Source organism: Streptomyces sp. NEAU-W12 (assembly GCF_026242095.1).
Taxonomy (GTDB): domain Bacteria; phylum Actinomycetota; class Actinomycetes; order Streptomycetales; family Streptomycetaceae; genus Streptomyces.
The window spans coordinates 21,629-46,136 of sequence record NZ_JAPJDM010000014.1 but is presented as its reverse complement, the minus strand read 5'-3'; the positions used below and the strand labels follow the sequence as shown (position 1 = coordinate 46,136).

General features: G+C 71.3%; 18 protein-coding genes and 1 pseudogene. 8 read left to right on the top strand and 11 right to left on the bottom strand.

Translation table 11 applies throughout. The features are described 5' to 3' along the window. Positions 1 to 394: 394 nt before the first annotated feature. From ORI94_RS19010 to ORI94_RS18995, 4 genes are all read left to right on the top strand, one after another. Positions 395 to 1,252, top strand: coding sequence for an LLM class F420-dependent oxidoreductase (locus tag ORI94_RS19010; protein ID WP_266077112.1), 858 nt, complete (start codon positions 395 to 397; stop codon positions 1,250 to 1,252). 110 nt (positions 1,253 to 1,362) lie between these two features. Continuing rightward, positions 1,363 to 3,954 (top strand): bifunctional FO biosynthesis protein CofGH, encoded by a 2,592-nt coding sequence (locus tag ORI94_RS19005; protein ID WP_266077110.1) that lies wholly within the window; start codon positions 1,363 to 1,365, stop codon positions 3,952 to 3,954. Between the two features lie 112 nt (positions 3,955 to 4,066). Next, positions 4,067 to 4,657, top strand: coding sequence for a hypothetical protein (locus ORI94_RS19000; RefSeq protein ID WP_266077108.1), 591 nt, complete (start codon positions 4,067 to 4,069; stop codon positions 4,655 to 4,657). A gap of 734 nt (positions 4,658 to 5,391) precedes the next feature. Beyond that, positions 5,392 to 6,528 (top strand): ADP-ribosylglycohydrolase family protein, encoded by a 1,137-nt coding sequence (locus ORI94_RS18995; RefSeq protein ID WP_266077106.1) that lies wholly within the window; start codon positions 5,392 to 5,394, stop codon positions 6,526 to 6,528. A 79-nt stretch (positions 6,529 to 6,607) separates the two neighbouring features. Here ORI94_RS18995 and ORI94_RS18990 read toward each other — a convergent pair whose 3' ends face one another. From ORI94_RS18990 to ORI94_RS18980, 3 genes are all read right to left on the bottom strand, one after another. Further along, a complete protein-coding gene (locus ORI94_RS18990; RefSeq protein WP_266077103.1) occupies positions 6,608 to 8,179 on the bottom strand; it encodes a sodium:solute symporter family protein in 1,572 nt (523 codons plus the stop codon). A 265-nt stretch (positions 8,180 to 8,444) separates the two neighbouring features. Next, the gene (locus tag ORI94_RS18985; protein WP_266077101.1) at positions 8,445 to 10,334 is read right to left on the bottom strand and encodes a DMT family transporter; all 1,890 of its coding nucleotides are present in this window, start codon (positions 10,332 to 10,334) and stop codon (positions 8,445 to 8,447) included. A gap of 235 nt (positions 10,335 to 10,569) precedes the next feature. Further along, the gene (locus ORI94_RS18980; protein WP_416237847.1) at positions 10,570 to 13,239 is read right to left on the bottom strand and encodes a D-alanyl-D-alanine carboxypeptidase; all 2,670 of its coding nucleotides are present in this window, start codon (positions 13,237 to 13,239) and stop codon (positions 10,570 to 10,572) included. 229 nt (positions 13,240 to 13,468) lie between these two features. On the opposite strand from ORI94_RS18980, the gene ORI94_RS18975 reads away from it, so the two are divergent. The 3 genes from ORI94_RS18975 to ORI94_RS18965 all read left to right on the top strand — a co-directional run bounded on the left by ORI94_RS18975 (position 13,469) and on the right by ORI94_RS18965 (position 15,752). After that, on the top strand, positions 13,469 to 14,230 hold the full coding sequence (locus ORI94_RS18975; protein ID WP_266077098.1) for a GOLPH3/VPS74 family protein: 762 nt from the start codon (positions 13,469 to 13,471) through the stop codon (positions 14,228 to 14,230). A gap of 244 nt (positions 14,231 to 14,474) precedes the next feature. Then, positions 14,475 to 15,332 carry a helix-turn-helix domain-containing protein gene (locus tag ORI94_RS18970; RefSeq protein ID WP_266077096.1) on the top strand — a complete coding sequence of 286 codons (858 nt, stop codon included), beginning with the start codon at positions 14,475 to 14,477 and terminating at the stop codon, positions 15,330 to 15,332. A 228-nt stretch (positions 15,333 to 15,560) separates the two neighbouring features. Continuing rightward, positions 15,561 to 15,752, top strand: a complete 192-nt coding sequence (locus ORI94_RS18965; RefSeq protein ID WP_042169210.1) for a DUF397 domain-containing protein — start codon at positions 15,561 to 15,563, stop codon at positions 15,750 to 15,752. A 232-nt stretch (positions 15,753 to 15,984) separates the two neighbouring features. On the opposite strand, the pseudogene ORI94_RS18960 reads toward ORI94_RS18965, so the two are convergent. The 4 genes and pseudogenes from ORI94_RS18960 to ORI94_RS18945 all read right to left on the bottom strand — a co-directional run bounded on the left by ORI94_RS18960 (position 15,985) and on the right by ORI94_RS18945 (position 19,947). Next, positions 15,985 to 16,837: pseudogene (locus ORI94_RS18960) on the bottom strand (MerR family transcriptional regulator). A gap of 138 nt (positions 16,838 to 16,975) precedes the next feature. Beyond that, entirely contained in the window at positions 16,976 to 17,485 is a 510-nt protein-coding gene (locus tag ORI94_RS18955; RefSeq protein ID WP_266077092.1) for a glutathione peroxidase, read from the bottom strand. A 500-nt stretch (positions 17,486 to 17,985) separates the two neighbouring features. Then, entirely contained in the window at positions 17,986 to 18,813 is an 828-nt protein-coding gene (locus ORI94_RS18950; RefSeq protein ID WP_266077089.1) for an SAM-dependent methyltransferase, read from the bottom strand. An 87-nt stretch (positions 18,814 to 18,900) separates the two neighbouring features. After that, positions 18,901 to 19,947, bottom strand: a complete 1,047-nt coding sequence (locus ORI94_RS18945; RefSeq protein ID WP_266077086.1) for a sodium:calcium antiporter — start codon at positions 19,945 to 19,947, stop codon at positions 18,901 to 18,903. Positions 19,948 to 20,678: 731 nt separating this feature from the next. Between ORI94_RS18945 and ORI94_RS18940 the strand changes: the two genes are divergently transcribed. Then, a complete protein-coding gene (locus ORI94_RS18940; protein ID WP_266077084.1) occupies positions 20,679 to 21,017 on the top strand; it encodes a MerR family transcriptional regulator in 339 nt (112 codons plus the stop codon). A 283-nt stretch (positions 21,018 to 21,300) separates the two neighbouring features. Here ORI94_RS18940 and ORI94_RS18935 read toward each other — a convergent pair whose 3' ends face one another. The 4 genes from ORI94_RS18935 to ORI94_RS18920 all read right to left on the bottom strand — a co-directional run bounded on the left by ORI94_RS18935 (position 21,301) and on the right by ORI94_RS18920 (position 24,095). Beyond that, on the bottom strand, positions 21,301 to 21,609 hold the full coding sequence (locus ORI94_RS18935) for an SCO5918 family protein (protein ID WP_266077081.1): 309 nt from the start codon (positions 21,607 to 21,609) through the stop codon (positions 21,301 to 21,303). Positions 21,610 to 21,658: 49 nt separating this feature from the next. Beyond that, the gene (locus ORI94_RS18930; RefSeq protein ID WP_266077079.1) at positions 21,659 to 22,060 is read right to left on the bottom strand and encodes a CBS domain-containing protein; all 402 of its coding nucleotides are present in this window, start codon (positions 22,058 to 22,060) and stop codon (positions 21,659 to 21,661) included. Between the two features lie 64 nt (positions 22,061 to 22,124). After that, complete coding sequence (locus ORI94_RS18925; protein ID WP_266077076.1) at positions 22,125 to 23,615, bottom strand: DEAD/DEAH box helicase; 1,491 nt, start codon at positions 23,613 to 23,615, stop codon at positions 22,125 to 22,127. A gap of 276 nt (positions 23,616 to 23,891) precedes the next feature. Beyond that, on the bottom strand, positions 23,892 to 24,095 hold the full coding sequence (locus ORI94_RS18920) for a cold-shock protein (RefSeq protein WP_042169227.1): 204 nt from the start codon (positions 24,093 to 24,095) through the stop codon (positions 23,892 to 23,894). Positions 24,096 to 24,508: the final 413 nt, after the last annotated feature.

Genomic DNA, 24,508 nt, shown 5'->3' with positions numbered 1-24,508 from the left:
GTCCGCACACCTTCTGCGCACACGTGCGCACGCGCGGCGCACGGACGGTGCGTCGGGAGCACGCTCCCCCAAGCTCTCGGCTTCGCTCGAGCAGGGGCCCATGACATCGCGCGGCCGTCCTCCGGACGACGACGCCACTTTCGCCACAGGCCCTTGGCGCGGCCCGGGAGGGCGGGGCGGGTGAACGCGGTCGGGACACCCGGCGGCGGGCCCGTCGCCGCCTCGGGCCGCGACTCGGCGCGGGCGCGGGCACAGCGCCAAGGGAGGGGCCGCCGCCCGGTGTTCGTCCTTCTTCCGGTCCTTCGCCCCGGAGCCTGTTCCGACCGGTCGGTATGGACAGGCGGGCCCGGCCCGGGTATTGATGACCCCGTCGTCCGCGTACGAAAGGCCGCCCATGCGCATCGCCGTCACGATCTTCCTCACCGACGAGACGATCACCCCCACCCGGCTCGCCCGTGAGCTGGAGCAGCGCGGGTACGCCGGGCTGTACCTGCCCGAGCACACGCACATCCCCGTCGAACGGACCACCCCGTACCCGGCGGGCACCGAGCTGCCCCCGGAGTACACCCGCACCCTGGACCCGTTCGTCGCGCTCGGGCAGGCCGCGGCCGTCACCGAGCGGCTCGGCATCGGCACCGGCATCACACTCGTCGCGCAGCACGACCCGATCGGCCTGGCCAAGCAGATCGCGACCCTCGACCACCTCTCCGCCGGCCGGTTCACCCTCGGAGTCGGCTTCGGCTGGAACGTCGAGGAGGCCGCCGACCACGGCGTGCAATGGCGCACCCGGCGCGAACTGGTCCGGGACCGGATGGGCCTGATGCAGGCCCTGTGGTCGGAGGAACCGACTGCGTACGAAGGTGAGTTCGGAGGTGTCCGGGCCAGCTTCGCGTACCCCAAGCCGGTCCGGAAGCCGCAGGGCCCGGTCGTCGGGCCGCGCACCCTGGTCGGCGGGGCGGCGGGCCCGAAACTGTTCACACACATCTGCGCGTACGCCGACGGCTGGCTGCCGATCGGCGGGCGCGGCCTGTCCGAGTCCCTGCCCGCGCTGCGCACCGCCTGGGCCGAGGCCGGCCGCGACCCCGGCGCCCTCCAGGTCGTCCCGTACGCGGTCCACCCCAGTCCGGGGAAGCTCGCCCACTACGCCGACCTGGGGATCGACGAGATCGTGGTGCAGCTGCCGCCGGAGCCGGAGGCGGGGGTGCTGCGGGCGCTGGACGCGTACCAGCCGTACGTCACCGACGCCCGGTGACGGCTCCCGGCGAGCACCTTCCGGGCGCCCCGCCGGGTGCTCATCCGGCACCCGCCCGGCACCCGGCCCGGCCCTCCATGCCCTGATCGCCCCGAACGTATCCTCGAGGAATGACGACATCGGCATCCGCGACCTCCGGAACCGGCCCGACCGAGAACTCCCTGCGTCGCGCCCTCAGACGGGCGAGGGACGGGGTGTCACTCGACGTCTCCGAGGCGGCCGTCCTGCTCCAGGCGCGCGGTGAGCAGTTGGAGGACCTGTCCGCCTCGGCCGCCCGGGTCCGGGACGCGGGCCTCCTGGCCGCGGGCCGGCCCGGAGTGATCACGTACTCGAAGAGCGTCTTCATCCCGCTGACCCGGCTGTGCCGGGACACGTGCCACTACTGCACGTTCGTCACCGTGCCCGGCAAGCTGCGCCGCGCCGGGCACGGGATGTTCATGTCGCCGGACGAGGTGCTCGACGTCGCCCGCAAGGGAGCGGCCGCCGGCTGCAAGGAAGCCCTGATCACCCTCGGCGACAAGCCCGAGGACCGCTGGCCCGAGGCGCGTGAGTGGCTCGACGCGCACGGCTACGACGACACGATCGCGTACGTCCGCGCCGTCTCCGTGCGCATCCTGGAGGAGACGGGCCTCCTCCCGCACCTCAACCCGGGCGTGCTGACCTGGACCGACTTCCAGCGACTCAAGCCGGTCGCGCCGTCCATGGGCATGATGCTGGAGACCACCGCGACCCGCCTGTGGTCCGAGCCCGGTGGTCCGCACCACGGCTCCCCGGACAAGGAGCCCGCCGTCCGCCTGCGCGTCCTGGAGGACGCCGGCCGCTCCTCGGTCCCCTTCACCTCGGGCATCCTCATCGGCATCGGCGAGACGTACGAGGAGCGTGCCGAGTCGCTCTTCGCGCTGCGGAAGGTCTCCCGGGCCCATCACGGCATCCAGGAACTGATCATCCAGAACTTCCGCGCCAAGCCGGACACCGCGATGCGCGGCATGCCGGACGCGGAACTCGACGCCCTGATCGCCGCGGTCGCCGTCGCCCGGCACGTCCTCGGCCCCGGCGCCTGCATCCAGGCCCCGCCCAACCTCGTGGACTCCGCGTACGAGCGGCTGATCGCCGCCGGCATCGACGACTGGGGCGGCGTCTCCCCGCTCACCATCGACCACGTGAACCCCGAACGCCCCTGGCCGCAGATCGACGAACTCGCCGAGAGGTCCCGCGCGGCCGGCTTCGAACTGAGGGAACGTCTCTGCGTCTACCCGGAGTTCGTCCGGCGTGGCGAGCCCTGGCTGGACCCGCGGCTGCGCCCGCACGTGGCGGCGCTCGCCGACCCGGCCACGGGCCTGGCGCGCTCCGGCGTTCTCCCCGAGGGGCTGCCCTGGCAGGAGCCGGACGAGGCGTTCACCGCCACCGGCCGCACCGACCTGCACCGCACCATCGACACCGAGGGCCGCACCGGCGACCGCCGTGACGACTTCGACGAGGTGTACGGCGACTGGGGCGCCCTGCGCGAGGCCGCCGCCCCCGGGATGCGGCCCGAGCGCATCGACACCGACGTACGCCAGGCCCTCGCCACGGCGGCCGGCGACCCGACCCGGCTCACCGACGACGAGGCCCTCGCCCTGCTGCACGCCGACGGCCCGGCGCTGGACGCCCTGTGCCGGATCGCGGACGACGTACGGAAGTCGGCGGTCGGCGACGACGTCACCTACATCGTCACCCGCAACATCAACTTCACCAACGTCTGTTACACGGGCTGCCGTTTCTGCGCCTTCGCACAACGCCGCACGGACGCCGACGCGTACACGCTCTCCCTGGACCAGGTGGCCGACCGTGCCCAACAGGCCTGGGAGGTGGGCGCGGTGGAGGTCTGCATGCAGGGCGGCATCCACCCCGACCTGCCCGGCACGGCGTACTTCGACATCGCGAAGGCGGTGAAGGAACGCGTCCCCGGCATGCACGTGCACGCCTTCTCCCCGATGGAGGTGGTCAACGGCGCCACCCGCACCGGCCTGTCGATCCGCGCATGGCTGACCGCCGCCAAGGAGGCCGGCCTGGACACCCTCCCCGGCACGGCGGCGGAGATCCTCGACGACGAGGTCCGCTGGATCCTGACCAAGGGCAAGCTGCCGGCGGCCGCCTGGACCGAGGTCATCGAAACGGCCCACGAGCTGGGCATCCGCTCCTCGTCCACGATGATGTACGGCCACGTGGACCAGCCCCGCCACTGGCTCGGGCACCTGCGCACCCTCGCCGGTATCCAGCAACGCACCGGCGGTTTCACGGAGTTCGTCACCCTTCCCTTCGTCCACACCAACGCCCCCGTCTACCTGGCCGGCATCGCCCGACCCGGCCCGACGGCCCGCGACAACCGCGCGGTCACGGCGATGGCCCGTCTCCTCCTCCACCCGTACATCCCCAACATCCAGACCAGCTGGGTCAAACTGGGCGCGGAGGGTGCGGCGGAGATGCTCCGCTCCGGCGCCAACGACCTGGGCGGCACGCTGATGGAGGAGACCATCTCCCGCATGGCGGGCTCCTCCTACGGCTCGTACAAGTCGGTCAAGGACCTGATCGCGGTGGCGGAGGCGGCGGGCCGCCCGGCCAGGCCCCGCACCACCCTGTACGGCGAGGTCCCAAAGGAGCGGCAGCGGGCGGCCGAGGAGTCGGACGGCCACCTGCCGGAACTGCTGCCGGTGCTTGACTGAGGGGCCGAGGGAGAAACCGAGCCGGGCAGGCCTGGCAGTAGGATGATCTGACCCCCCGGTGCCCCTGGCGCCAGGGGGTCGGAACTCCGCCCGACCTAGGAGATGCGTACCGGTGCCTGCCCGTCTTCCTTCGTGGGCCTGGGTGACCGGGCTGACCACGGGGGCGATAGCCGTAGTGGCGGTCCTGGCCGTCCAGGCGGACCAGGGGACGAAGCCCACCGCGTCCACGAGCCGCCCGAGCACACCGGCGGCGGACCCGGACGCGAAGCCGTCGGCCGATTCCGGGGACAGGGAGAAGCCGGAGGAGGAGGAGCCCGGGGCGGAGGCGGTTCCTGCGGACTCCGGCACCGGCCGCCGCATCGTCTACTCCCTCGACGCGCGGCAGGTGTGGCTGGTCGACGCCAGCGACGCCCCGCGCCGCTCCTTCGAGGTCTGGCCGGGCACGGTCGACCCCGACCCCGGTGCGTACACGATCGGCACCCGTACCGAGGCCACGACCGGCAGCGACGGCGTGGAGGTCGAGCACATCGTCTACTTCGCCGCGAAGTCCGGCGTCTCCATCGCCTTCTCCAACGCCGTCGACGGCTCCTCGCCCCCGCCCGCCGAAGGCCGCCAGACCGGCGGCATCCGCGTGGCCAAGGCCGACGGCGAGGCCCTGTGGGCCTTCGGAACGGCGGGGACACCGGTGCGGGTCGTCGAGTAGCGGCAGACCCCCGCCGATCCGACGCCGCCGAGGGCGACCAGCCGGTGTCCTCGGGACGCCGGGGCAGACACGCACGAGGTGGGCCGTCCGGCGCTCTTCGTCGACGAGGTGGCGGACGCGGCCGCCTGCCGTCACCTCGTACTCCCCCTGGGCGAACTCCTGACCGCGGAGGTTGCGCGTGGCCGGTCGGCCGTGCAGCCGGTGCTGACGACCGGGGCAGGTCCGGGACAGCGGGTCGCCGCGCTGGGCCTCGTCACAGCGACGTGTGTTTCCCGGTGCCTCCGCGTCCAACTCACCCCGTCCCTTCGCCGCCTCGTTCGTCGCGCGTCGCAGAGGCCACTCCTCGCCCACGGAGGGAGGCGCGACGTCGTCACCTCGCTTCGGGGTCACGGCGCGCTCACCTCGCCGTGGTCCTCGTCCGGCAACCGGCGGGTGGGCTGTGCGGTGGGTTCGGGATCGGGGTCGGGATCGGCGAGGACGCGGGCCGTCGCGCACCACGCGCCGCCGGCCGCGGGGAAGCGCCGAGCCCGTCGTGCGAGGGGGGCGCGGACGCGGCACGACGAGGTCCGGCGCCGTCCGGACGAGGCCGGGCGTAGGCGACCAGGTGTGGTCAGGCCGGTCACTCCGGTCACCGCTCACATACCTCTCCGTGCCCTGAACCGGCCCTGATCCGACCGCCCCGTTCGCATACAGTGCTTGGCGTCGCACGTACGCACGGGGTCCGGGAGGTCTGGGTGGACGCGACTGGCGGACCCGTGTGGGGGCGCCGCGAGCAGCAGGACTTCCGCAGCCGGGTGCGCGGGACACTGCTCGGGGTGGCCCTCGGGGACGCGCTGGGCGCGCCCGTGGACGGCCGGGACGTCGAGGCGATCCGTCAGGCGCACGGTGCCGCCGGGATCACCGGGCTCGCCCCCGCCCACGGCCGGCGCGGCGCCGTCACCCATCTCACCCAGATGACCCTGTTCTCCGTGGACGGCCTGATCCGCGCCCAGGTGCGGCGCGACACCGGTGCCTGGCACCCGCCGACCGATCTGCACCGCGCGTATCTGCGCTGGGCCGCCACCCAGCGGGACTGGGGGCCCGACGAGCGCCGCGAGGAGGACGGGTGGCTCGCCCGCGAGGAGTGGCTCTACTCCCGACGCGACCCGGCCCGCGCGCTGCTGATCGGGCTCGGGGACGAGAGGATGGGCACGCCCGAGGCGCCCAAGAACCCCCGTGAGGCGGGCCCCGAGGCGGCGGCCCGGTCGGCACCCTTCGGGCTGCTCGTCGGCTGGGAGCCGCAGCTCGTCGCCCAGCTCGCCGTGGAGTGCGCGGCGCAGACCCACGGTCATCCGACCGCCTGCCTCGCGGCCGGCGCGTACGCGGTGATCGTGCACGGGCTGGCCCGTGGCGAGAGCCTCGACACGGCGGTGCAGCGGGCACTCGCGCTGCTGGCCGCCCGGCCGGGGCACCAGCCCGTGTCGGACGCCCTGCAGCAGGCGCTGGGCGTCGTGCGGCAGGGGATGCCCACACCGGAGCGGGTGACCCGGCTGAGCGGGGCCGGGGCCGCCGAGGGACTCGTCGCCGTCGCCGTGTACTGCGCGCTGGTGGGGGAGGACGTACGGCACGGGCTGTGCCTCGCCGTCAACCAGGACGGGCCGAGCGCGGCGGCCGGTGCGCTGACCGGCGGGCTGCTGGGGGCCCTCCACGGCGAAACGGCCCTCCCGCCGGCCTGGCTGGCCGAACTGGAGGGCCGTCCCACGCTGCTGGAACTCGCCGACGACTTCGCCATGGAGATGACCCAGGGCCCCGCCCTGCACGGGCCCGACGGGTCGTCCCCGGCCTGGATGGCGCGCTATCCGAGGGGGAGGGGAGGCCCCCTGACCGGGTGACTCCCGTGGCTTTTCGGCCGCCGGTGGCTTCCCGGACGCCCGTGGCTCTCCGGACGCCCGTGGCCCGTGACGGGCGGTCCTAGTCCGTCGTCCGGGCGGGTGCCACGTCCGGGGCTCCGGACTGCGCCGGCACCGCCGCCGCGGCGGAGCCGTCGTCGCCGTCGGTGTTGACGCGCTCGATGACCGCCATCCGTTCCGGGGTGTCCTCCGGCTTCGCGTAGCCGGTCAGGACGTACAGGACCAGGGAGACGGCGAGCGGGATCGAGACCTGGTACTCCAGGGGCACGCCTCCCTCGACGGCCCAGTTGACGGGGTAGTTGACCAGCCAGAAGGCCAGCAGGCCCATGGACCAGCTGGTGAGCGCCGCGGTCGGGCCCGAGCGGCGGAACGGCCGCAGCAGACCCAGCATCATCGGGATGGCGATCGGGCCCATCAGACCGGCCACCCATTTGATGACCACGGTGATGATGTCCTTGAACGTGGGCGAGTCGACCTGTGTCGCCACCGCCATGGACAGGCCGAGGAAGACCACGGTCGTCACCCGGGCCGCGAGCAGCCCCGACCGGTCGTTCCAGCGCCGCGCCCTCGCCGACAGCACCGGGGCGACGTCCCGGGTGAACACCGCCGCGATGGCGTTGGCGTCCGAGGAGCACATCGCCATCGTGTGGGAGAAGAAGCCGACGATGACCAGGCCCAGCAGACCGTGCGGCAGCAGCTGTTCGGTCATCAGCGCGTACGAGTCGGAGCCGTCCGCCTTCTGGGACTCCACCAGCAGCGGCGACATCCACATCGGGAAGAACAGCACCAGCGGCCAGACCAGCCACAGCACCGCCGAGAGCCGCGCCGAGCGCTCCGCCTCGCGGGGTGTGGCCGTGGCCATGTACCGCTGGGCCTGGTTGAGCATGCCGCCGTTGTACTCGAAGAGCTTGATGAACAGGAACGCCAGCAGGAAGATCGTCCCGTACGGTCCGACCAGCGGCTCCGCGTGACCCTGGAGCTCGGGCTCGTCCCACACGCCGAAGAAGCCGCCGTAGTCGCCGAGTTCGACCACCACCGCGAAGAACATGGCGAGACCGGCAAGCAGTTGGATGATGAACTGGCCCAACTCCGTCAGTGCGTCCGCCCACAGGCCGCCGATGGTGCAGTAGATCGCCGTGACCACACCGGTGATGAGGATGCCCTCGTTGAGTGAGACGCCGGTGAACACCGCCAGCAGCGTGGCGATCGCCGCCCACTTCGCGCCCACGTCCACGATCTTCAGCAGCATGCCGGACCAGGCCAGCGCCTGCTGGGTCTTCAGGTCGTAACGGTTCTTGAGGTACTCCAGCGGGGACGCCACATGGAGCCGGGAGCGCAGCCGGTTGATCCGCGGGGCGAACAGCTTCGACCCGATGGCGATACCGAGGGCGATGGGGAAGGACCAGGTGACGAAGGACGTCACGCCGTACGTGTACGCGATGCCGGCGTAGCCGGTGAACATCACCGCGCTGTAGCCCGACATGTGGTGGGAGATGCCCGAGAGCCACCAGGGCATCTTTCCCCCGGCCGTGAAGAAGTCGCTGACGTCGCCCACCCGCTTGTGCGACCAGACACCGATGGCGACCATCACCGCGAAGTAGCCGATGAGCACCGCCCAGTCGAGACTGTTCATGTCCCCCCTTCCAGGGTCCGCCTTGTGAACTCCACTCAGCTGGTTGGCACTTCGCCCGAGCGGGGTAGGTCTGCGGTGGGGCCGGGGTGTTTCTGGGGCAGGGCGCGAAGTGCCCGCTCATCGTGGGTGTGTAGGCGTGATCATGACAAGCGAGGGGAGGGTCAAGAGCGCGCAAAAATGTTCACGCTGATGACCGGTGTTCATGAAGTCGAATGCGTGGGCGGGGCGGGAGCGCCGTGTCAGCCGGTCGGCGCAGCTCCTCCGGTCAGCGCAGCTCCTCCGGGCACGGCGTGCCCCGCGGCACGTCGTACGGCGCCGCCAGCCGGTACGTGCCCGGCTCCGGCGCGAGCAGCACGGTCCACTTGTCGCCGTTCTCGTCCTCTTCGGTCTCCATCAGGCAGCCGTTGAGGTTGTCGTACGTCCTCGGCCGGTCGTCCCCGTCCCCGTCGACCTCGCCGTCGGAACGGTTCCTGGACTCCTCCGTCTCCTGCGGCCCCTCCAGTTTGTTGCCGTCCGCGTCGACGATGCTCAGCCACGGGGAGTACGGGATGCGCACGACGACCCGGCCCGCCTTCTCGACCCGCATCGTCATCTCGCCCTGGCTGGCCCGCTCCACGACCGCGTTCGGCTCGGCCAGCGAGGAGGGGTCCTGCACCGCGAACAACTGCCAGTTGGCGTCGCCCCAGATCTGCTGGAGATACGGCAGCCCCCGCTGCACCAGTTCCCGCTCCCGCTTGCTGCCGTCACCGTCCGGTTCGTCCTTCGGCAGCACCACGAAGTGCACCGCCCAGCGCTTCAGCCACTCGTGATAGTTCGCCGAGTTGAGGGTGTCGTCGTAGAAGAGCGGGTTGCGCTCCATGTCGGCCTGCCGGTTCCAGCCCCGCGCCAGGTTGACGTACGGCGCGAGCGCCGAGGCCTCGCGGTGCGAACGCGCCGGGACGACCTCCACCCGCCCCTTGTCGGCACCGACCTCCTGGAGCTCGTTCACCAGCGGCGCGAGCTCCCGCGCCCAGGACGCGGTCGGCGTGGTGTGCACGACGTCGTCGACCGACTTGAAGCCGATCCACCCGACGAACCCGACGAACGCCACGACGATCGCGTACCACTTGCGGCTCCGCGGCACGGCGAACGGCAGCGCCGCCACCAGCGCCACCCCGGCGAACAGCATCGCCAGCCGCGTGATGTTGGAACCGATCTGCGAACTCACCAGCCAGACCAGCACCACACCCAGCCCGTACACCGCGGCCGTGATCCGGACCGTGATCCACTCCCGGGGCACCAGGACGTACACCAGGACCGAGAACACCAGCGGCAGGAGCACCGAACCGAACCCCATCGGCTGCGTCCCCGAGAACGGGAACAGCCAGGCCGACGCCGCCACCACCGCGGTCGGCCCCAGCCCCAGCGCCCACGCCCCCGGCCGCCGCTTCTGCAGGAACAGCGCCACCGCCACCAGCCCCACGAACAGGCCCGCGACCGGCGAGGACATCGTGGCCAGTGCCGCCAGCGGCGCCGCGCACAGGGCCTTCGCCCAGCGCTTGTAACGCCAGCGGTACGGCCAGCAGAACACGACGGCGACCGCGGCCAGCCCGAACAGCACGCCCAGCCCGAACGTCACCCGTCCCGAAGCCGCGTTGCCCAGCAGCCCGAACACGCCCGCGAGCGCGGCCCACAGTGGATTGCGCACCACCCGGCTGCGGATCAGCAGCATCGTCAGCAGCCCGGCCGACACCGTCCCCGCGAGCATCATCGTCGACCGCACGCCGAGGAACGACATCAGGTACGGCGACACCACGCTGTACGACACCGCGTGCATCCCGCCGTACCAGGCCATGTTGTACGCGGAGTCGGGATGCCGGCCGACGAACTCGGCCCAGGCGTCCTGCGCCGCGAGGTCACCGCCGCTGTTCGCGAACGTGAAGAACCAGACGACGTGCAGCGCCCCGGCGAGCGCGGTGACGGACAGCACCGGATACCGCAGCATCCCGGCACGCACGGCCAGAACGGCGGCTCCGGGCCGGGAGGCGCGGGAGGGAGCGCGGGAGGGAGCGAGGGCGCCCGGCGGCCGGTCGTCGGCTTTTGGCAAGGGTATTCGCGGGCCGGACTCCGGGCCCGGATCGGCGTTGTCGGCGCGTGTCGGCTCCGCAGTGGCCACCTGAAGGCACTCCCCGTATGGCGTCTTCGTCTCGCGTCTTCGTGTACGCGTCGTCGTAGCGCGTCGTCGTGATGCGTGGTCGTGGTGCGTGGTGCGTGGTCCGGTCACGGTGGCGGTGCGGTCACCGGCGACCCGCCCGTTTCGTGACGCTAGCACGCACCCCGCCGACCGTCGCCCGCGGTGGGCACCGGCCGGCGGGGTGCGGTGCCCACCGTTCCTCGTCGAGCGTCGTGGGTCAGGTCACGCGGGTCAGCTTGTCCGTGAAGCCCGGTTCCACGAGGTCCTCCTGGAGAGCGACCGGGACCTTGACGGCACCGCTGTCCGTGCCGTCGCCCACGGTGAGCGAGCCCACCTCCGTACCGGCCTTCGCCTGGTGCGGCACCTCTGACCCGGCGAACGTCAGCTTCACCTTCAGCCCCGGCCAGCCGGCGGCCTTGAGGTCCTCGGTGAGGACGACGGGCGTCCGGCCGCCCAGTCCGTCGTCCACGTACCCGACGACGCTGCCCTTCTTCAGCACCGTCGTCGACTCCAGTACGTCCTGCGCCGCCCGGATCAGCCGGTCGCCCGCGGAGAGCGCCCCGGCCAGGATCGTGTTGTCGGCGCCGCCCGCGGGCTGGCGCACCACGGCACCGACGATGGTCCGGATCTCGCCGTCGACGTCCTCCTTCGCGGCGAAGACGAGGTTGCCGAGCGCCGAGGTGGTGGTTCCGGTCTTGATGCCGACGACGCCGTTGGACCCCACCAGCTGGTTCCAGTTGGGGTGGTTGACACCCTTGTAGTCGTCGTACGACATCATCGCGGCGATCTCGCGGAAGGCAGGCTGCTTCATCGCGGCCCTGGCCAGCTTCACCTGGTCCACTGCCGTGCTCACCGTGGTGTTGTTCAGACCCGAGGGGTCCGTGTACGTCGTGTTGGTCATGCCGAGGTCCTCGGCGGTCTTGTTCATCTTCTCGACGAACGCCTCCTCGGACCCCGCGTCCCAGCGGGCGAGCAGCCGTGCCACGTTGTTCGCGGACGCGATCAGCACGGCCTCCAGGGCCTCCCGCTGCGAGATCTCGTCACCGGCGGTCACGTTCACGGTCGACTCCTGCCCGGCGTCGGACTGCTCCTCCGCGAGGTCGTCGATCTCGATCGCCGGACCCTCGGCGCCGCTCTTGAGCGGGTGCTCGCGCAGAATCAGATACGTGGTCATCACCTTGGCGACACTGGCGATCGGCACGGGCTTCTGCTCACCGGAGGAGCCGAAGGTACCGATGCCCTGCACGTCCAGAGCGGCCTGCCCGTCGTCCGGCCACGGGATGTCGACCTTGCCGCCGTCGAAGGTGTAGCTGTCCTCGGCGGTCAGTTCGAGTGTGGGGGCGGGGAGCGCCCGCATGTTCTGTACGACCGCGAAGACGATCACCAGAAGCGCGACCAGCGGCGTCCAGATCTTGACCCGCCGCACGGTCGTGCGCAGCGGCGTGTCCGGCGGCGGCGGGGTGTTGGTCAGCTCGGCCAGCAGATCCAGCGGCGGCTTGGGCGGCAGGGGCTGCTGCCGCGTCAGCTCCGGCCCGACCTGCGGGACGGAACGGGTGCCCTCGGCCGGGGGCGCGGACGGTGCGGAGGACCGTGCCCGGGCCGAAGGCGGCAGCCGCAGCGCGGTGGTGGCGGAGTCCCCGTCCTTCGGAAGCTTCGAGGGCTTACGGGTCTCGGGATCGTCCAGGTCCTTGAGCGGCACGAACGTGCCGGTGCGCCGGGGGTCGGACGTGGGGTCCGACCCGGCTCCGGCCTTGTCCTCGGCCTTGTCCTTGTCTTCGGCCTCGGCCTCGGCCTCGTCGGCTGTGCCGGTGCCCTTGGCCGCGTCGCCCAGCTTGAGCATGGTGGTGGGCTGGTCGACGGCGGACGCGGAGGGGCGCGGGGCCTTGAAGACGGCAGTGGGCTGATCGGTGGGGGGCTTGGCGTCGCCGGTGCCGTCGCGGTCGTCGTCGTCCGTGCCGGTGTCGTCGGCCTGGTGCGCGCTCGGCTCGGGGCCGGCCTCGGGCTTGGCGTCGGCCCTGGGTCCGGACTTCGGCTCGGAGATCGCGTCCGTGCCGCTGCCGCTGCCGCTGCCGCTGCCGTCCTCGGCCGTGGGGGTGGCGTCGTCCTCGGGAGAGGCGTCGGCGGTGGCCCGGGAGGCGTCCTCGGCGGCGTCCGGGGCGGCGTCGGTGGTGTCGGCGACGGGGCCTGTGCCGGCGTCGGTCTCCGTCTCGGTCTCGGCGGCGGGCTTCGGCTCGTCCTCCGCGCCGGAACCGTCGGGCTCGTCAGACCTCTCGGACCCCTCGGTCACGTCGGTCGCGCCGGCATCGTCGGCAGAACCGCCCTTGGGAGCCCCGCCTGAGCACTCGTCCCGGCTCGCGCTGCCGTCCCTGCCGCCCTTCGGGCCGCTCTTGGCGTCCGTGTCGCCCTCGCCCTCGCCCTCGTCGGCGTCCTCGGCCTCCTGGGCGCCCGTGGCGTCCTCGCGGCTCTCGTCCCGCTCCACCTCGTCCGCCGACCGTACCCACGCCGCGACGACGGCATCCAGCGGATCCTCCCCGCCGTCCGCGGCGGAATCGTCACGCCGGCCGGACGTCCCGTCCCCGGCCTCGACGGAGTCCGCGGCCCCGGTGGAGTCCCCGGCCTCCTCGTCGTCGGTCTGCGTGTCACGCACCGAAAGCACCCGGGTGGCCGTGTCCACGCCCCCGTGCTCCCCCACGGACTCCGACGACGTGGATGACTCCGACGTCGAAGCGTCCCGGGTCACCCCCAGCCGGGGGTCCCGCTTCCCGGCGGAGCCCCCCGCACTCCTGGCCTCGGGAACCGGACCCGCGCTCCCCGGCGTCGCTCCTTCCGACGACTCGCGCTGCTTCGACCTGTCGGGGGACTCGCCCGCCACCGATGCCTCCTCCATGCGCCGCGCGTCGCGCGTACGCCAACCGAACCGTGAACCCGTTCCGCCCGCCCGCGACAGCGCTCCGCAGCCCTGTCCGAACCATCTACCAGTGTCCTGTGTGCGGACTTCCCCCACGTGGTAGACGAGAACGACATACCTATCGGTTCCCTCACAAACCAGTCACGTGCTCTCGACAGACCAATGTGAGAGGGGTCACCCTGTCATTCATCCACGCGGGGAGGCATGGATGGGCAGGAGCCGCAGAACACTTCCGGAAGAGCTTCTGCTGCTGGCGCTGGACCCGACCACGGGTACCACTGCACAGCCGCAGTCGCTCGACCTCGGTCTGGCCGGAGCACAGCTAGTGGAGCTGGCGCTGGCCGGACGGATAGCCCCAGACGGGGATCGTATCGCCGTGGTGGTACCACGGCCGACTGGAGATCCGACATTGGACTGCGCGTTGGAGTTGCTGCGAAGGCGCGGCGCTCCGGTCCGGGCGGTCAACTGGATTGGCGGGCCGCGACTGGGGCTCCGCCAGACCTACCTCTCGTATCTCGAGCGGTGCGGCATGGTGCATGCCGTGGCCGGTCAGATGTGCGGGGTGTTGCCGACGACTCGCTACCAGGCGACGGACAACGAGATCAGCCGGGAGATCAAGGTCCGGCTGGACTCCGCGATCCGTACCGGAGTGCCACCGGACCCACGGACCGCGGCGCTCGCCGCACTGGCGCACGCCGTGGGCCTCGGCAAGCACCTGTACCCGGGGAACGAGGGTCGCTCCTCACGTTCCCGGTTGCGGGACCTGATCCGGCACGACCCGATGGGCGGCCTGGTGGCGCACGCCGTGATGGACGTGCAGAACGGCGTGGCGGCCCAGCCGCGCCGCAACCCGGCCCCGGCAGGAGGCCGTCAGGCCGCCACCGCCGACGGCAGGGGCGGACCGGAACCCGCCCGTGGCGTTCCGGCCCAACCGCGCCACGGATCCATGGCGCGCGCCGTGGCCCACTAGGACCACTGACCGGCCACGGCACCACAGACCCGGTCACGGGAGCCGCTGTCCGAGCGGGAAACCCGCCACCGTACCGACTTCGCACCGTTCCGTGCCGGCGGCACCCCCGAACCGGGGTGTACCCGCTGGATATCCGCTGTTCTCCAGCGGCAGGAAGCACCTTGGTGGCAGTCTGCTCAACACCAGATACGCAAAGTGGCAAGTACGAGTAAGTACGAGGCACGCAGTCGGAGGTGCACGTCCCGTGGCGTCCAATGTCAATCCCACCGTCAGGCGACGCCGGCTGGGCCAGGAGCTGCGCAGGCTCCGTGAGCTCAAGGGCATGACGGCGGAGGAGGTGGCGGAGCGACTGCTGGTCTCACAGTCGAAGATCAGCCGGCTGGAGAACGGCCGGCGCAGCATCAGCCAGCGGGACGTCCGCGACCTCTGCGGTGTCTACCAGGTCGAGGACCAGCGGATCGTCGAGTCGCTGATGCAGATGGCCAAGGACTCGCGCCAGCAGGGCTGGTGGCACGCCTTCGGTGACATCCCGTACAGCGTCTACATCGGTCTGGAGACGGACGCGGAGTCGCTCCGGGTCTACGAACCGCAGATCATCACCGGCCTGTTGCAGACCCGCGCGTACGCCGAGGCGATCGTCCAGGGCGGTTCGCCGGAGTCGTCCGAGCAGGACAACGACAAGCGGGTCGAGGTCCGCCTGCGCCGGCAGAACCGCATCACCGCGGAGACGGACCCGCTGCGACTGTGGGTGGTGCTGGACGAGGCGTCGTTGCACCGGGTCGTCGGAAGCCGGCAGGTCATGCGTGAACAGCTGGAGCACGTCATGGAGCTGTCGCAGCAGCCGCACATCACCGTGCAGGTCCTTCCGTTCGAGGTCGGCGCGCACTCCGGCATCAACGGCCAGTACTCCATCCTGGAGTTCGCGGACGCGGCCGATTCGAGCGTCGTCTACATCGAGGGCGTGACCAGCGACCTGTACCTGGAGAAGCCGCAGGACGTGCAGAAGTACACCGTGATGTACGAGCACCTGCGGGCCCAGTCCCTGAACGTGGAGCAGTCCCGTCAGCTGGTCGAGCGGGTCGCGAAGGAGTACGCGCGCTGACGTTCCGTTAGGCAAAGAGGCGGAATTGTACACCGCTGACATGCCTGATTGGAAGGCTCTCCTGGAATGTGCCACCCGGTCGAGTGAATGGCTCCTCCGGAAGAGGAGGGTGGCGAGTAGCGTCGATCACGCCAGCCGTCAGTGAAGGTTGGCGCAATCCGTTCTGCGGGTCCCTGCCGGAATGCGCAGCCCGGTGACAGCAACTCAGCAACTGGCTACGGAGCGAACATGGCAATTCGTCTGGGCACCACGGAAACGTGGACGACGTCCTCCTACACCAACAACAACGGTGCGTGCGTGATGGTCAGGTCGACCACCGAGGAAGCACTCGAGCTCGGGGACACCAAGATTCCCGAGGGCCCGAAGCTGGCCTTCCCCACGGACGCGTGGAGCGCTTTCGTGGCCTCGGTGAAGGCCTGAGAGGACCGCACGGAGACGGACAGCGGGCCGCCAGCAGCCCCGCCCCTACGAGGGGACACCTGCCGGCGGCACCACCACTGGCCCGTTCCAGGGCCTCGTCACAAGCCTGAAGCCTGATCCCGGCACGACTGCACGACTGAAGAGCCCTCTCGACGAGATCGCCGTCCTTGCCGAGAGGGCTCGGCTTGTGCCCGCGTCCCGCGTCCTGCCTCCCGAAGCCGCGGCTGCGCCGTCACCGCACCGGGAACGCCACGTCGCACACCGGGTCCTCGGCCCCCGCAGCGTCCCAGTCCGCGAAGTACACCTCCCGGCAGGGCCCCCTGCGGCCGTCAGCCCCTCGGCCGCCATCCACTGCTCCACGGCCTCGAACGCGGCCGGAATCTGAGGACGAGCCACCTGAGCCCTGGCGATCCGGGTGCGGGCCAGTCGCTGGGCCGGCTCCACCCGCACCGCCGTCTCCCGGGCCCGCCCCCGAGCCTCGGCCCAGGTCCGCGCCGCCGCCTCGTCGGCGACCGGTACGCACGCCTCGGCGGGACCGTCGCTCTCCAACGACACCTCGCAGTGGTGGGCGACGAACGGCACGCCGACCACACCCCCGCACGCCGACGCGGCCTCCTCCAGCCGCCCCGGCGACGACCCGATCCACGCCGGCAACTCGTCCGCCAGCGTGTGCCGCGTCTCGGTGATCAGCACCTGCCGCGGCACGTCCGCCGTCTCGACCACGAACTTCCCGTACATCTCGCAGCTCCTCCCGGGAGTCGTCCACGGAGGTACTCGGCGAGTGTCCGCTGCCCGGCGATCCGCGCCTCGACGTCCGCCCAGTGGGCGGCGAGCCGGTCGGCCGCCACGGCACCGTCGTCCGCGTCGACGACCTCGGCGATCCAAGCGAGCGGCATGTCCGACTGCCGCAACAGCGCCACCGTCCGGGCCCGCTCGACCTGGCCCGCCCGGTAGGACCGGTACCCGGTCACCTCGTCGACCCGCGCCGGAACCAGCGGCCCCAGCCGGTCGTGCAACCGCAACGCCTTGGCCGACAACCGCGCCCGCGCCGCGAACGCGCCGATCCCGAGCAGTTCCTCGTCCACCGCGCAGTCCTCCGTCGCCGGGCAGCCCTCCCGCCCGGCGACGCGAACGCTCACCCCTGCCCCAGGGGCAAGGTCAACACCCCGGTGAACCCGGGGCGCCGTACGGGGGGCCGCTCTCCTCGAGGGAGCTCCGCCCGGCTATCCGAGCGCGCCCTCGACCGCCGTCACGACCTCCGCCGACTCCGGCTCGGTCTGCGGCGAGAAACGGGCGACGACCTCGCCGTCCCGCCCGATCAGGAACTTCTCGAAGTTCCAGCGGATGTCCCCGCTGTGCCCCTCGGAGTCGGCGAAGCCGACCAGCCGCTCGTACAGCGCGTGCCGTCCCTCCCCGTTGACCTCGACCTTCTCGGTCATGGGGAAGGTCACGCCGTAGGTGGCGGAGCAGAACTCGGCGATCTCCTCCGAGGTACCGGGCTCCTGCCCCATGAACTGGTTGCAGGGCACGCCGAGCAGCGTGAAGCCCTTCGCCGCGTACTGCTCGTGCAGGCGCTCCAGCCCGGCGTACTGCGGGGTCAGCCCACACTTGGAGGCCACGTTCACGACGAGCACGACCTGGCCCGCATACTGCGCCAGCCCGGCGGAACCGCCGTTCAGAGCACCGATCTCGACATCGAGGGGAGAAGAACCGTTGGTCTCTACAGTCGTCATGACCGGATGCTAGCTCCGAAACAGCACACGTCGCTCCCGACCCCGCCACGACGGGCCACTGATTCCCCACACCACCGAACCGCCTCTCCTTCCTCCTCGCGTCCCTGGCCATCCGCGCACGACGGCCCGTCCGGTCCAGGGCTCCCACGGCCAGGGGGACGAGGACGGCGCCCCGGCCGACGACATGCGGCATCCCGGGAGAGAACGCGAAGAACGCCAACGCGACGACACCCTCTCCCGAGACGAACGACACGCCCCCGCCCCGCCGCCGACGCGCTTGGTACCCCAAAACCACGTCCGGCCCATGCTGCTCGGTCATGAGGGACTCACGGAGTGACGTGACGACACCGACTGACCCGCTCCACCGCTCCGGTGCCAGTCGTCCCGATCATCAGTCCGCCCCTCAGCAGTCCTGAAGGGTGCAGGAGGGGAGGGCGGGGGACCGGCCCCTGCCGGTTGCTCCCCGCCCTCCCCTCCTGTTCTCCCGTCGGCCGGGCCGCCTACGGCTTGCGGGCCACTCCGCCGTAGGCGTCCACGGCCTTCCCGTCGTCCTCGCCCGGCGCCCCGGCCCCGGGCCGCCATTCCGGGACCTGTACGACACCCGGTTCGACCAGCTCGAGACCGTCGAAGAACCCGGCGATCTCCTCGACCTCGCGCACGTAGTACGGCACGGCGCCGCTCGAGTTGTACGCGTTCGACGCGGCGATCATGCCCTCGCTCGTCGCCGTGCTGTCGCTGATCACGAGGTAACTGCCCGGGGCGAGCCCCGCCATGAGCCGGCTCACCAGTTCACGGGCCTGCTCGTAGTCGGCGACGTGGCCGAGCGTGTTGAGGATGATCAGGGCGACGGGCCGGGACAGGTCCAGCGTTTCGGCGGCGGCCCGCAGGACGGACTCGGGGTCGTGGAGATCGGCGTCCAGATAGTCGGTGCGGCCCTCGGGAGTGCTGGTCAGCAGGGCGTGGGCATGGGTCAGCACGATCGGGTCGTTGTCGACGTACACGATCCGCGCGTCCGGAGCGACGCGCTGCGCCACCTGATGCGTGTTGTCGGCGGTCGGCAGGCCCGTACCGATGTCCAGGAACTGCCGTATCCCCTGCTCCAGGGCCAGATGCGTGACAGCTCGCCCGAGGAACCGCCGGCTGGTGTGCGCCACGTCGACCAGGCCGGGGAAGATGCCCTTGATCTGGTCCCCGATCTCCCGGTCGACCTCGTAGTGGTCCTTGCCCCCGACGAAGTAGTTCCAGAACCGTGCCGAGTGCGGCTTCGTCGTATCGATGCGGGCGCGTGTCCCGAAACCGGCGCTGTCCTGAGTGGTGTCCTCCGACACGGCTGAGCCTCCTGTGATGAGCGTGACCAGTGGGTCCAACCTAGGCCAACTCGCCGTGGAATCCGTTCGGTTGCCGGCATGCCGTGTCTAGAAGGCGAGGACGGTGACAATGCCGAAGTAGACGGCCAGGAGCAGGACACCGTCGAATCCCACGCGCAGCCAGTTGGCCCTCTGGCGGACGAGCAGGCCGCTGAGGAGGACGGCCGTCATCGCCAGGGATCCGCTGGTGAGGAACAGTTCCTGCGAGGAGGCGGCGTGGAAGAGCGATCCTCCTCCGTAGGCGATGTCGCCCGCGACCAGGTTGAGCGCGTCGAGGCAGTTGCCGCCGATGATGGCGGCGATGGCCAGGGTCACGGCCCCGCGGCGTACGGCGGCGATGGACGTGATGGTCTCCGGAAGCGCGTTGACCACCCCCATGAACACCGCGCCGACGAGACCCGCGCTCAGACCGGTGTGCTTCATGAGGCTCTCCGCGGCATGGGCCACGGCCCACCCGCTGACCGCGACGAGCACCGCGGCGGACGCGAACTCCGTCCACAGGCGCCGGGTGCTGTGGGAGGTCACGGCCTCGTCGCCGTCGTCGCTGTCGGGGACGTCCGCCAGCGTGTCCGTGGTGCGCACGGCCCGCCACATGGGAGACCCCTGCCCGCGGATGAGTCGTAGGCCACCCCAGTACAGAGCCACCATGGCGACGGACGCAGGGTGGACCCCCAGTACGGTCACGTCCGGACTGAACGTGGCCATCAAGGCGATGCCCAGCAGCACGATGAGCAGGCAGCCGAACATCATGTTCTGCAGCGAGGCGGCGGCGTGCTCCAGGTTGGCGTCCCGGTGGAACGCGTCGGCTATCGCGATCGCCACGGTCTGCGCGGCGATGCCGCCGACGGCGTTGCTGTACGCGAGCTGCGGTTGGTCCGAGGCCGCGCTGACCGCCGTCATCACGATCCCGGACATCGAGGTGACCAGTCCGAACAGCACGGCGCCGAAGAACGCCTCGCCCCACCCCGTCCGGTCGGCCAGGACGTCACCCACACTTGCCAGCCGGACACTGCAGACCACGGTGACGCTCGTGGCCAGGACGAAGACGGCGATGCTCCAGCCCAGCGGCCACAGCTCGTTCAGGAATGCAGGCACGATCACCTTTCGCACGGTCAGGGGGCGGCAGAGTGGACCAGTTACCCCGGCCCTCCTCTCTTCATGTGCACGCCGAGGCGGTCGAATCCGCGCCCCCCGTCTCGGAGGGAAGGAGCGCCACGCGGCCCGAGCCGGGCACCACCCGTCCCGGCCCGAGCCGGGCGGCCGTGGCTGCGGCTGATGGGTGCCGGTGGAGAACCTTTCACCCGCGCGGGCTGAAATCTGTTGTGGCTGCTGTAGACATGCGCCCGTGGAGGAGCTAGTGTCTCTGTTGTAGCCAGGAAGTCGGTAAGGCGCGGCAGACACGAACTGCCCGCACGAAGGACAGAGGTACTGGCACGGCGGTGGAGTGGCGGGGCCGGAGTCAGCTTCGGGGCCCCCTCGCTGGCCGCCGGGCTCGGTGGCCGCACGAGGGTCACCAGAAGTACCGGCAGTACGCAGGATCCGCAGTACCAAGAGGTCCGTCAGCAAGGAAGAAAGAAGGAGGGCGACGCCATCAGGATCGCCCGGGCGAGAACGGTTCGCCCGGGTACCGCAGGCCCCGGAACGGAAGGTGGTCCCACGGTCACGCATCCGCGATCCCCGCACTCTCCGCCCCCCGACGGGGGCCGGTGCGGAAACAGAAGGCCGGTATGGCAAGAAGCCGGCCGATGGTGTTAGAAATCCCTCGGGGCCGTTGGTGCCGTCCGCCACCACGGCCCCTCGACGCATTCCCCCCATCAGAGGTGCAGATGACCGCAGAAACACCGCTCGACCGAATCGACGACGACGACTACCCCGCCTACACCATGGGGCGAGCGGCGGAGATGCTCGGCACCACGCCCGCCTTTCTGCGGACCCTCGGTGAAGCCAGGCTGATCACACCCCTGCGCTCCGAGGGCGGACACCGTCGCTACTCCCGTTACCAGCTGCGCATCGCCGCCCGGGCCCGCGAGATGGTCGACCAGGGCACGTCCATCGAGGCCGCGTGCCGCATCATCATCCTGGAAGACCAGCTCGAAGAGGCCCGGCGCATCAACGACGAACTGCGACGCGGTGACGTGGGGGCCGGCCACACGGCGGATGCCTGACCCGCACCCCCGGCGGGCGGGTGGACCGCAGGGTCCGTTGCCGCCGGTCGATCAGGCCGGGTGCGTCGCCCGGCCCGGGACGGCAGCCCGAGGAGACGAGGGGCCCGGGCCGCCGGGCGACCTCCGGACCGGCGGGCCCCTGCCGCGCAGGCTCACCCGCAGGAGTGATCCCCGCAGGGCGGCCGCCCGACGGCTGACGAGACCGAAAAAACGAGCCGGCCCCGGCAGCCCCCACCGTCGTGCTGGTGGCTGTCCTGGTGCCGGCTCGCGTTTGTCCCGTCGGTCAGACGGACAAGGGGGCGCCGAGCATCGCGGAAGCCCGCTGGAGCGGGTCGACGTTCTTCGCGGGCGCGGCCTGGGAGACGGTGCGGCAGGTGAAGCCGAGCTGGGCCATGGCCCGCAGGACCTCGCCGGCGCTGAAATCACGGCGGTCCTGGTGGGTGATGACCTGGCCGACCTGCTTGGCGGGGTAGTGACGGCGTCCGATGATCACGGAGTCGCCCACGACCGGCTCGGGCTTGACGCCCTTCATCGATTCCAGCACGCCGTTCCTGGTGAGTTCGAACGGGAAGCGGGCGATGACACAACGCATGATGCCTCACAAGGAGAAGAAGGGGAGAGGGCCGGCCCGGCGAAGCGGTTCAGCGGGAGAGAGCCAGGACGACGGGGGCGTTGCCGTGCTCGTCGGCCCCGGGCCGGGCCCCGGGCCGGCGCCGCACGGCGCGCTCGGCTTCGGCCGCCGTGGCCGATGGCGAGGTGAAGAGCCCGCCGCCGTCGGCGATGTCCCGCAGGCGGACCCGGTCCGTGTACCCGGCGCCGTCCCGCACGGCGGTGAGCCGGGCCCGGGTGACCAGGCCGGTGCACCGGCCGTCCTCGTCACAGACGACGAGGTGCCCCGTGCGGGCGGCGGCCATGACGGACAGCGCCACCTCGACGGTCATGTCGTCCCAGACCTGAGGACCGGCCGCGTCCACGGCGCCGGCCGCCGTCCGGTGCACGGCGTCGGTGTGCGTTGAGCGGGACTGCGCCTGGGCCGGCGTCAAGAGATGCCTCCTGCGGAGATGGTTCGGCTTCCTGACCGGGACGACGGGAACGCGACGACAGGACCTAGGCTGCCGCGTCGGAGACGGACTGCCGTGCGGGCGCGCGCCGGGTGGCCGAAGCCGGACGGCGCCGGCCGCGGGTGGCGCGGCGCTTGGGACGCTCGGCCACCGGTGCGGTGATGACCACCGGGATGCCGGAGGGGGCCTGGGCGCCGGTGATGCGGTGCAGGGCCTCCGCGCCGGCGCGGACCTGGGTCGTCTGCGGGACGATGCCGGCCGTTGTCATGAGGCGGGTCATGGCCCGGCGCTGGTTCGGGGTGACCAGGGTGACCACGCTGCCGGACTCACCGGCGCGGGCGGTGCGGCCGCCGCGGTGGAGGTAGTCCTTGTGGTCGGTCGGAGGATCGACGTTGACGACGAGGTCGAGGCTGTCGACGTGGATGCCGCGCGCGGCGACGTTGGTCGCCACCAGCACGCTGACGTGACCGTCCTTGAACTGCTTCAGCGTACGGGTCCGCTGCGGCTGCGACTTGCCCCCGTGCAGGGCGGCGGCCCGTACCCCGCTGTTCAGGAGGTGCTCGGTCAGGCGGTCGACGGCGTGCTTGGTGTCCAGGAACATGAGCACGCGGCCGTCGCGTGCGGCGATCTCGGTGGTGGCCGCGTGCTTGTCGGCGCCGTGGACGTGGAGCACGTGGTGCTCCATCGTCGTGACCGCGCCGGCCGACGGATCGACGGAGTGCACGACGGGGTCGCTCAGGTAGCGGCGCACGAGCAGATCGACGTTGCGGTCGAGCGTGGCGGAGAACAGCATGCGCTGGCCCCCGGGGCGGACCTGGTCGAGCAGGGCCGTGACCTGCGGCATGAAGCCCATGTCGGCCATCTGGTCCGCCTCGTCGAGGACGGTGACGGAAACCTGGTCCAGCAGGCAGTCGCCGCGGTCGATGAGGTCCTTGAGGCGTCCGGGGGTGGCGACGACGATCTCGGCGCCGCCCCGCAGCGCGTGGGCCTGCCTGCCGATCGGCATCCCTCCCACGACCGTGGCCAGGCGCAGCCGCACGGAGCGGGCGTACGGCGTGAGCGCGTCGGTGACCTGCTGCGCCAGCTCACGCGTCGGTACGAGGACCAGCCCCAGCGGCTGCCGGGCCTCGGCGCGCCGGCCGGCCGTACGGGCCAGCAGGGCCAGCCCGAAGGCGAGGGTCTTGCCGGAACCGGTGCGCCCCCGGCCGAGGACGTCGCGGCCGGCGAGGGAGTTCGGCAGCGTCGCGGCCTGGATCGGGAACGGTACGGTCACGCCCTCCGAGCCGAGTGCGGCCAGCAGCCCCGCGGGCATGTCGAGGTCGGCGAAGTCCGCCGCGGCGGGGAGCGCCGGGGTGATCGTCCGCGGGAGAGCGAACTCACCCGACACCGCGGAGGGCCGGCGGCTGTGACCGCCGGAGCGGATCGGCCCGCCGGAGCGGCCCGGGACCGACGAGCCGAACCGTTTGCCGCTCCTGCCCGGATCGGCGCCGCCCGTACGGGTGCGGGCGAAACGGTCGTTCGTGCGTGTGCGGTTCATGGGGGACCTTCCTCGATGCGGCACATATCAAGGAATTCCCGCAGCGATGAGCGGCATGGAGAATTGCAAGAACAGGCCGAATGGAATGAAAAAGTGGATCGTGCGCTGCGGAGCAGTCGAGAGGCCGTGTTCCGGTACCCCTCCGAAGGTGATCCGTATGCGCAGGTCTGCGATTTCTCGCAGTGGTCCCGCAGGTGAAAACACCGCGGGACGTGCGTACAGCTGGGGCCCGCACCCCGAAGGATGCGGGCCCCAGCTGTACGGTGTGCGCCGGCGTCAGGCGGGAACGATGTTCTCGGCCGTCGGGCCCTTCTGGCCCTGCGCGATGTCGAAGTTCACCTTCTGGCCTTCGAGCAGCTCACGGAAGCCCTGGGCGGCGATGTTCGAGTAGTGGGCGAACACGTCGGCGCCGCCGCCGTCCTGCTCGATGAAGCCGAAGCCCTTTTCCGCGTTGAACCACTTCACAGTGCCAGTAGCCATGTCTTGTCTCCTTCGGGGGCAGTGAATCGACGTCCGCACTGCGCGGACGCCGTGTCGCCGCGATGATCAACCCGCCGGAAAAAAGACCGGTGCCAAAAAACACTTCCAGTGGCGCAGAAGCCGACTGAGGAGAATTTGGAATTTCGGGAACCACAACTGCAACTGGGATCGACAGTAGCACGATGTGGCGGTCGATGTACGGTGAATAATTCCGCTCTGCTCGTTACTGCAGGGAAACTGCCCGCACGGTTCCGTAGAACTCTCACTCCGCGGGTACAGATATCGTGCGGTCCGGAGCCCGCCGGTCCGTGAATCCCCGGCTCCGGCCGCCGAGGTGCGGGGCGCGCGCGACGTGCGGTCGCCCGCTTCGGCGGGGCGGGCCGAGCCGTGCGTTTGGTGGTGTGCCAAAACCG

Bases quoted from the DNA above. Each gene is read 5' to 3' on its own strand.
- ORI94_RS18965 (WP_042169210.1), top strand. From the start codon at position 15,561: ATGGCAATTCGTCTGGGCACCACGGAAACGTGGACGACGTCCTCCTAC.
- ORI94_RS18990 (WP_266077103.1), bottom strand. From the start codon at position 8,179: ATGAACAGTCTCGACTGGGCGGTGCTCATCGGCTACTTCGCGGTGATG.
- ORI94_RS19005 (WP_266077110.1), top strand. From the start codon at position 1,363: ATGACGACATCGGCATCCGCGACCTCCGGAACCGGCCCGACCGAGAAC.
- ORI94_RS18920 (WP_042169227.1), bottom strand. From the start codon at position 24,095: ATGGCTACTGGCACTGTGAAGTGGTTCAACGCGGAAAAGGGCTTCGGC.
- ORI94_RS18975 (WP_266077098.1), top strand. From the start codon at position 13,469: ATGGGCAGGAGCCGCAGAACACTTCCGGAAGAGCTTCTGCTGCTGGCG.
- ORI94_RS18925 (WP_266077076.1), bottom strand. From the start codon at position 23,615: ATGAACCGCACACGCACGAACGACCGTTTCGCCCGCACCCGTACGGGC.
- ORI94_RS18940 (WP_266077084.1), top strand. From the start codon at position 20,679: ATGACCGCAGAAACACCGCTCGACCGAATCGACGACGACGACTACCCC.
- ORI94_RS18935 (WP_266077081.1), bottom strand. From the start codon at position 21,609: ATGCGTTGTGTCATCGCCCGCTTCCCGTTCGAACTCACCAGGAACGGC.
- ORI94_RS19010 (WP_266077112.1), top strand. From the start codon at position 395: ATGCGCATCGCCGTCACGATCTTCCTCACCGACGAGACGATCACCCCC.
- ORI94_RS18980 (WP_416237847.1), bottom strand. From the start codon at position 13,239: ATGGAGGAGGCATCGGTGGCGGGCGAGTCCCCCGACAGGTCGAAGCAG.
- ORI94_RS18955 (WP_266077092.1), bottom strand. From the start codon at position 17,485: ATGACGACTGTAGAGACCAACGGTTCTTCTCCCCTCGATGTCGAGATC.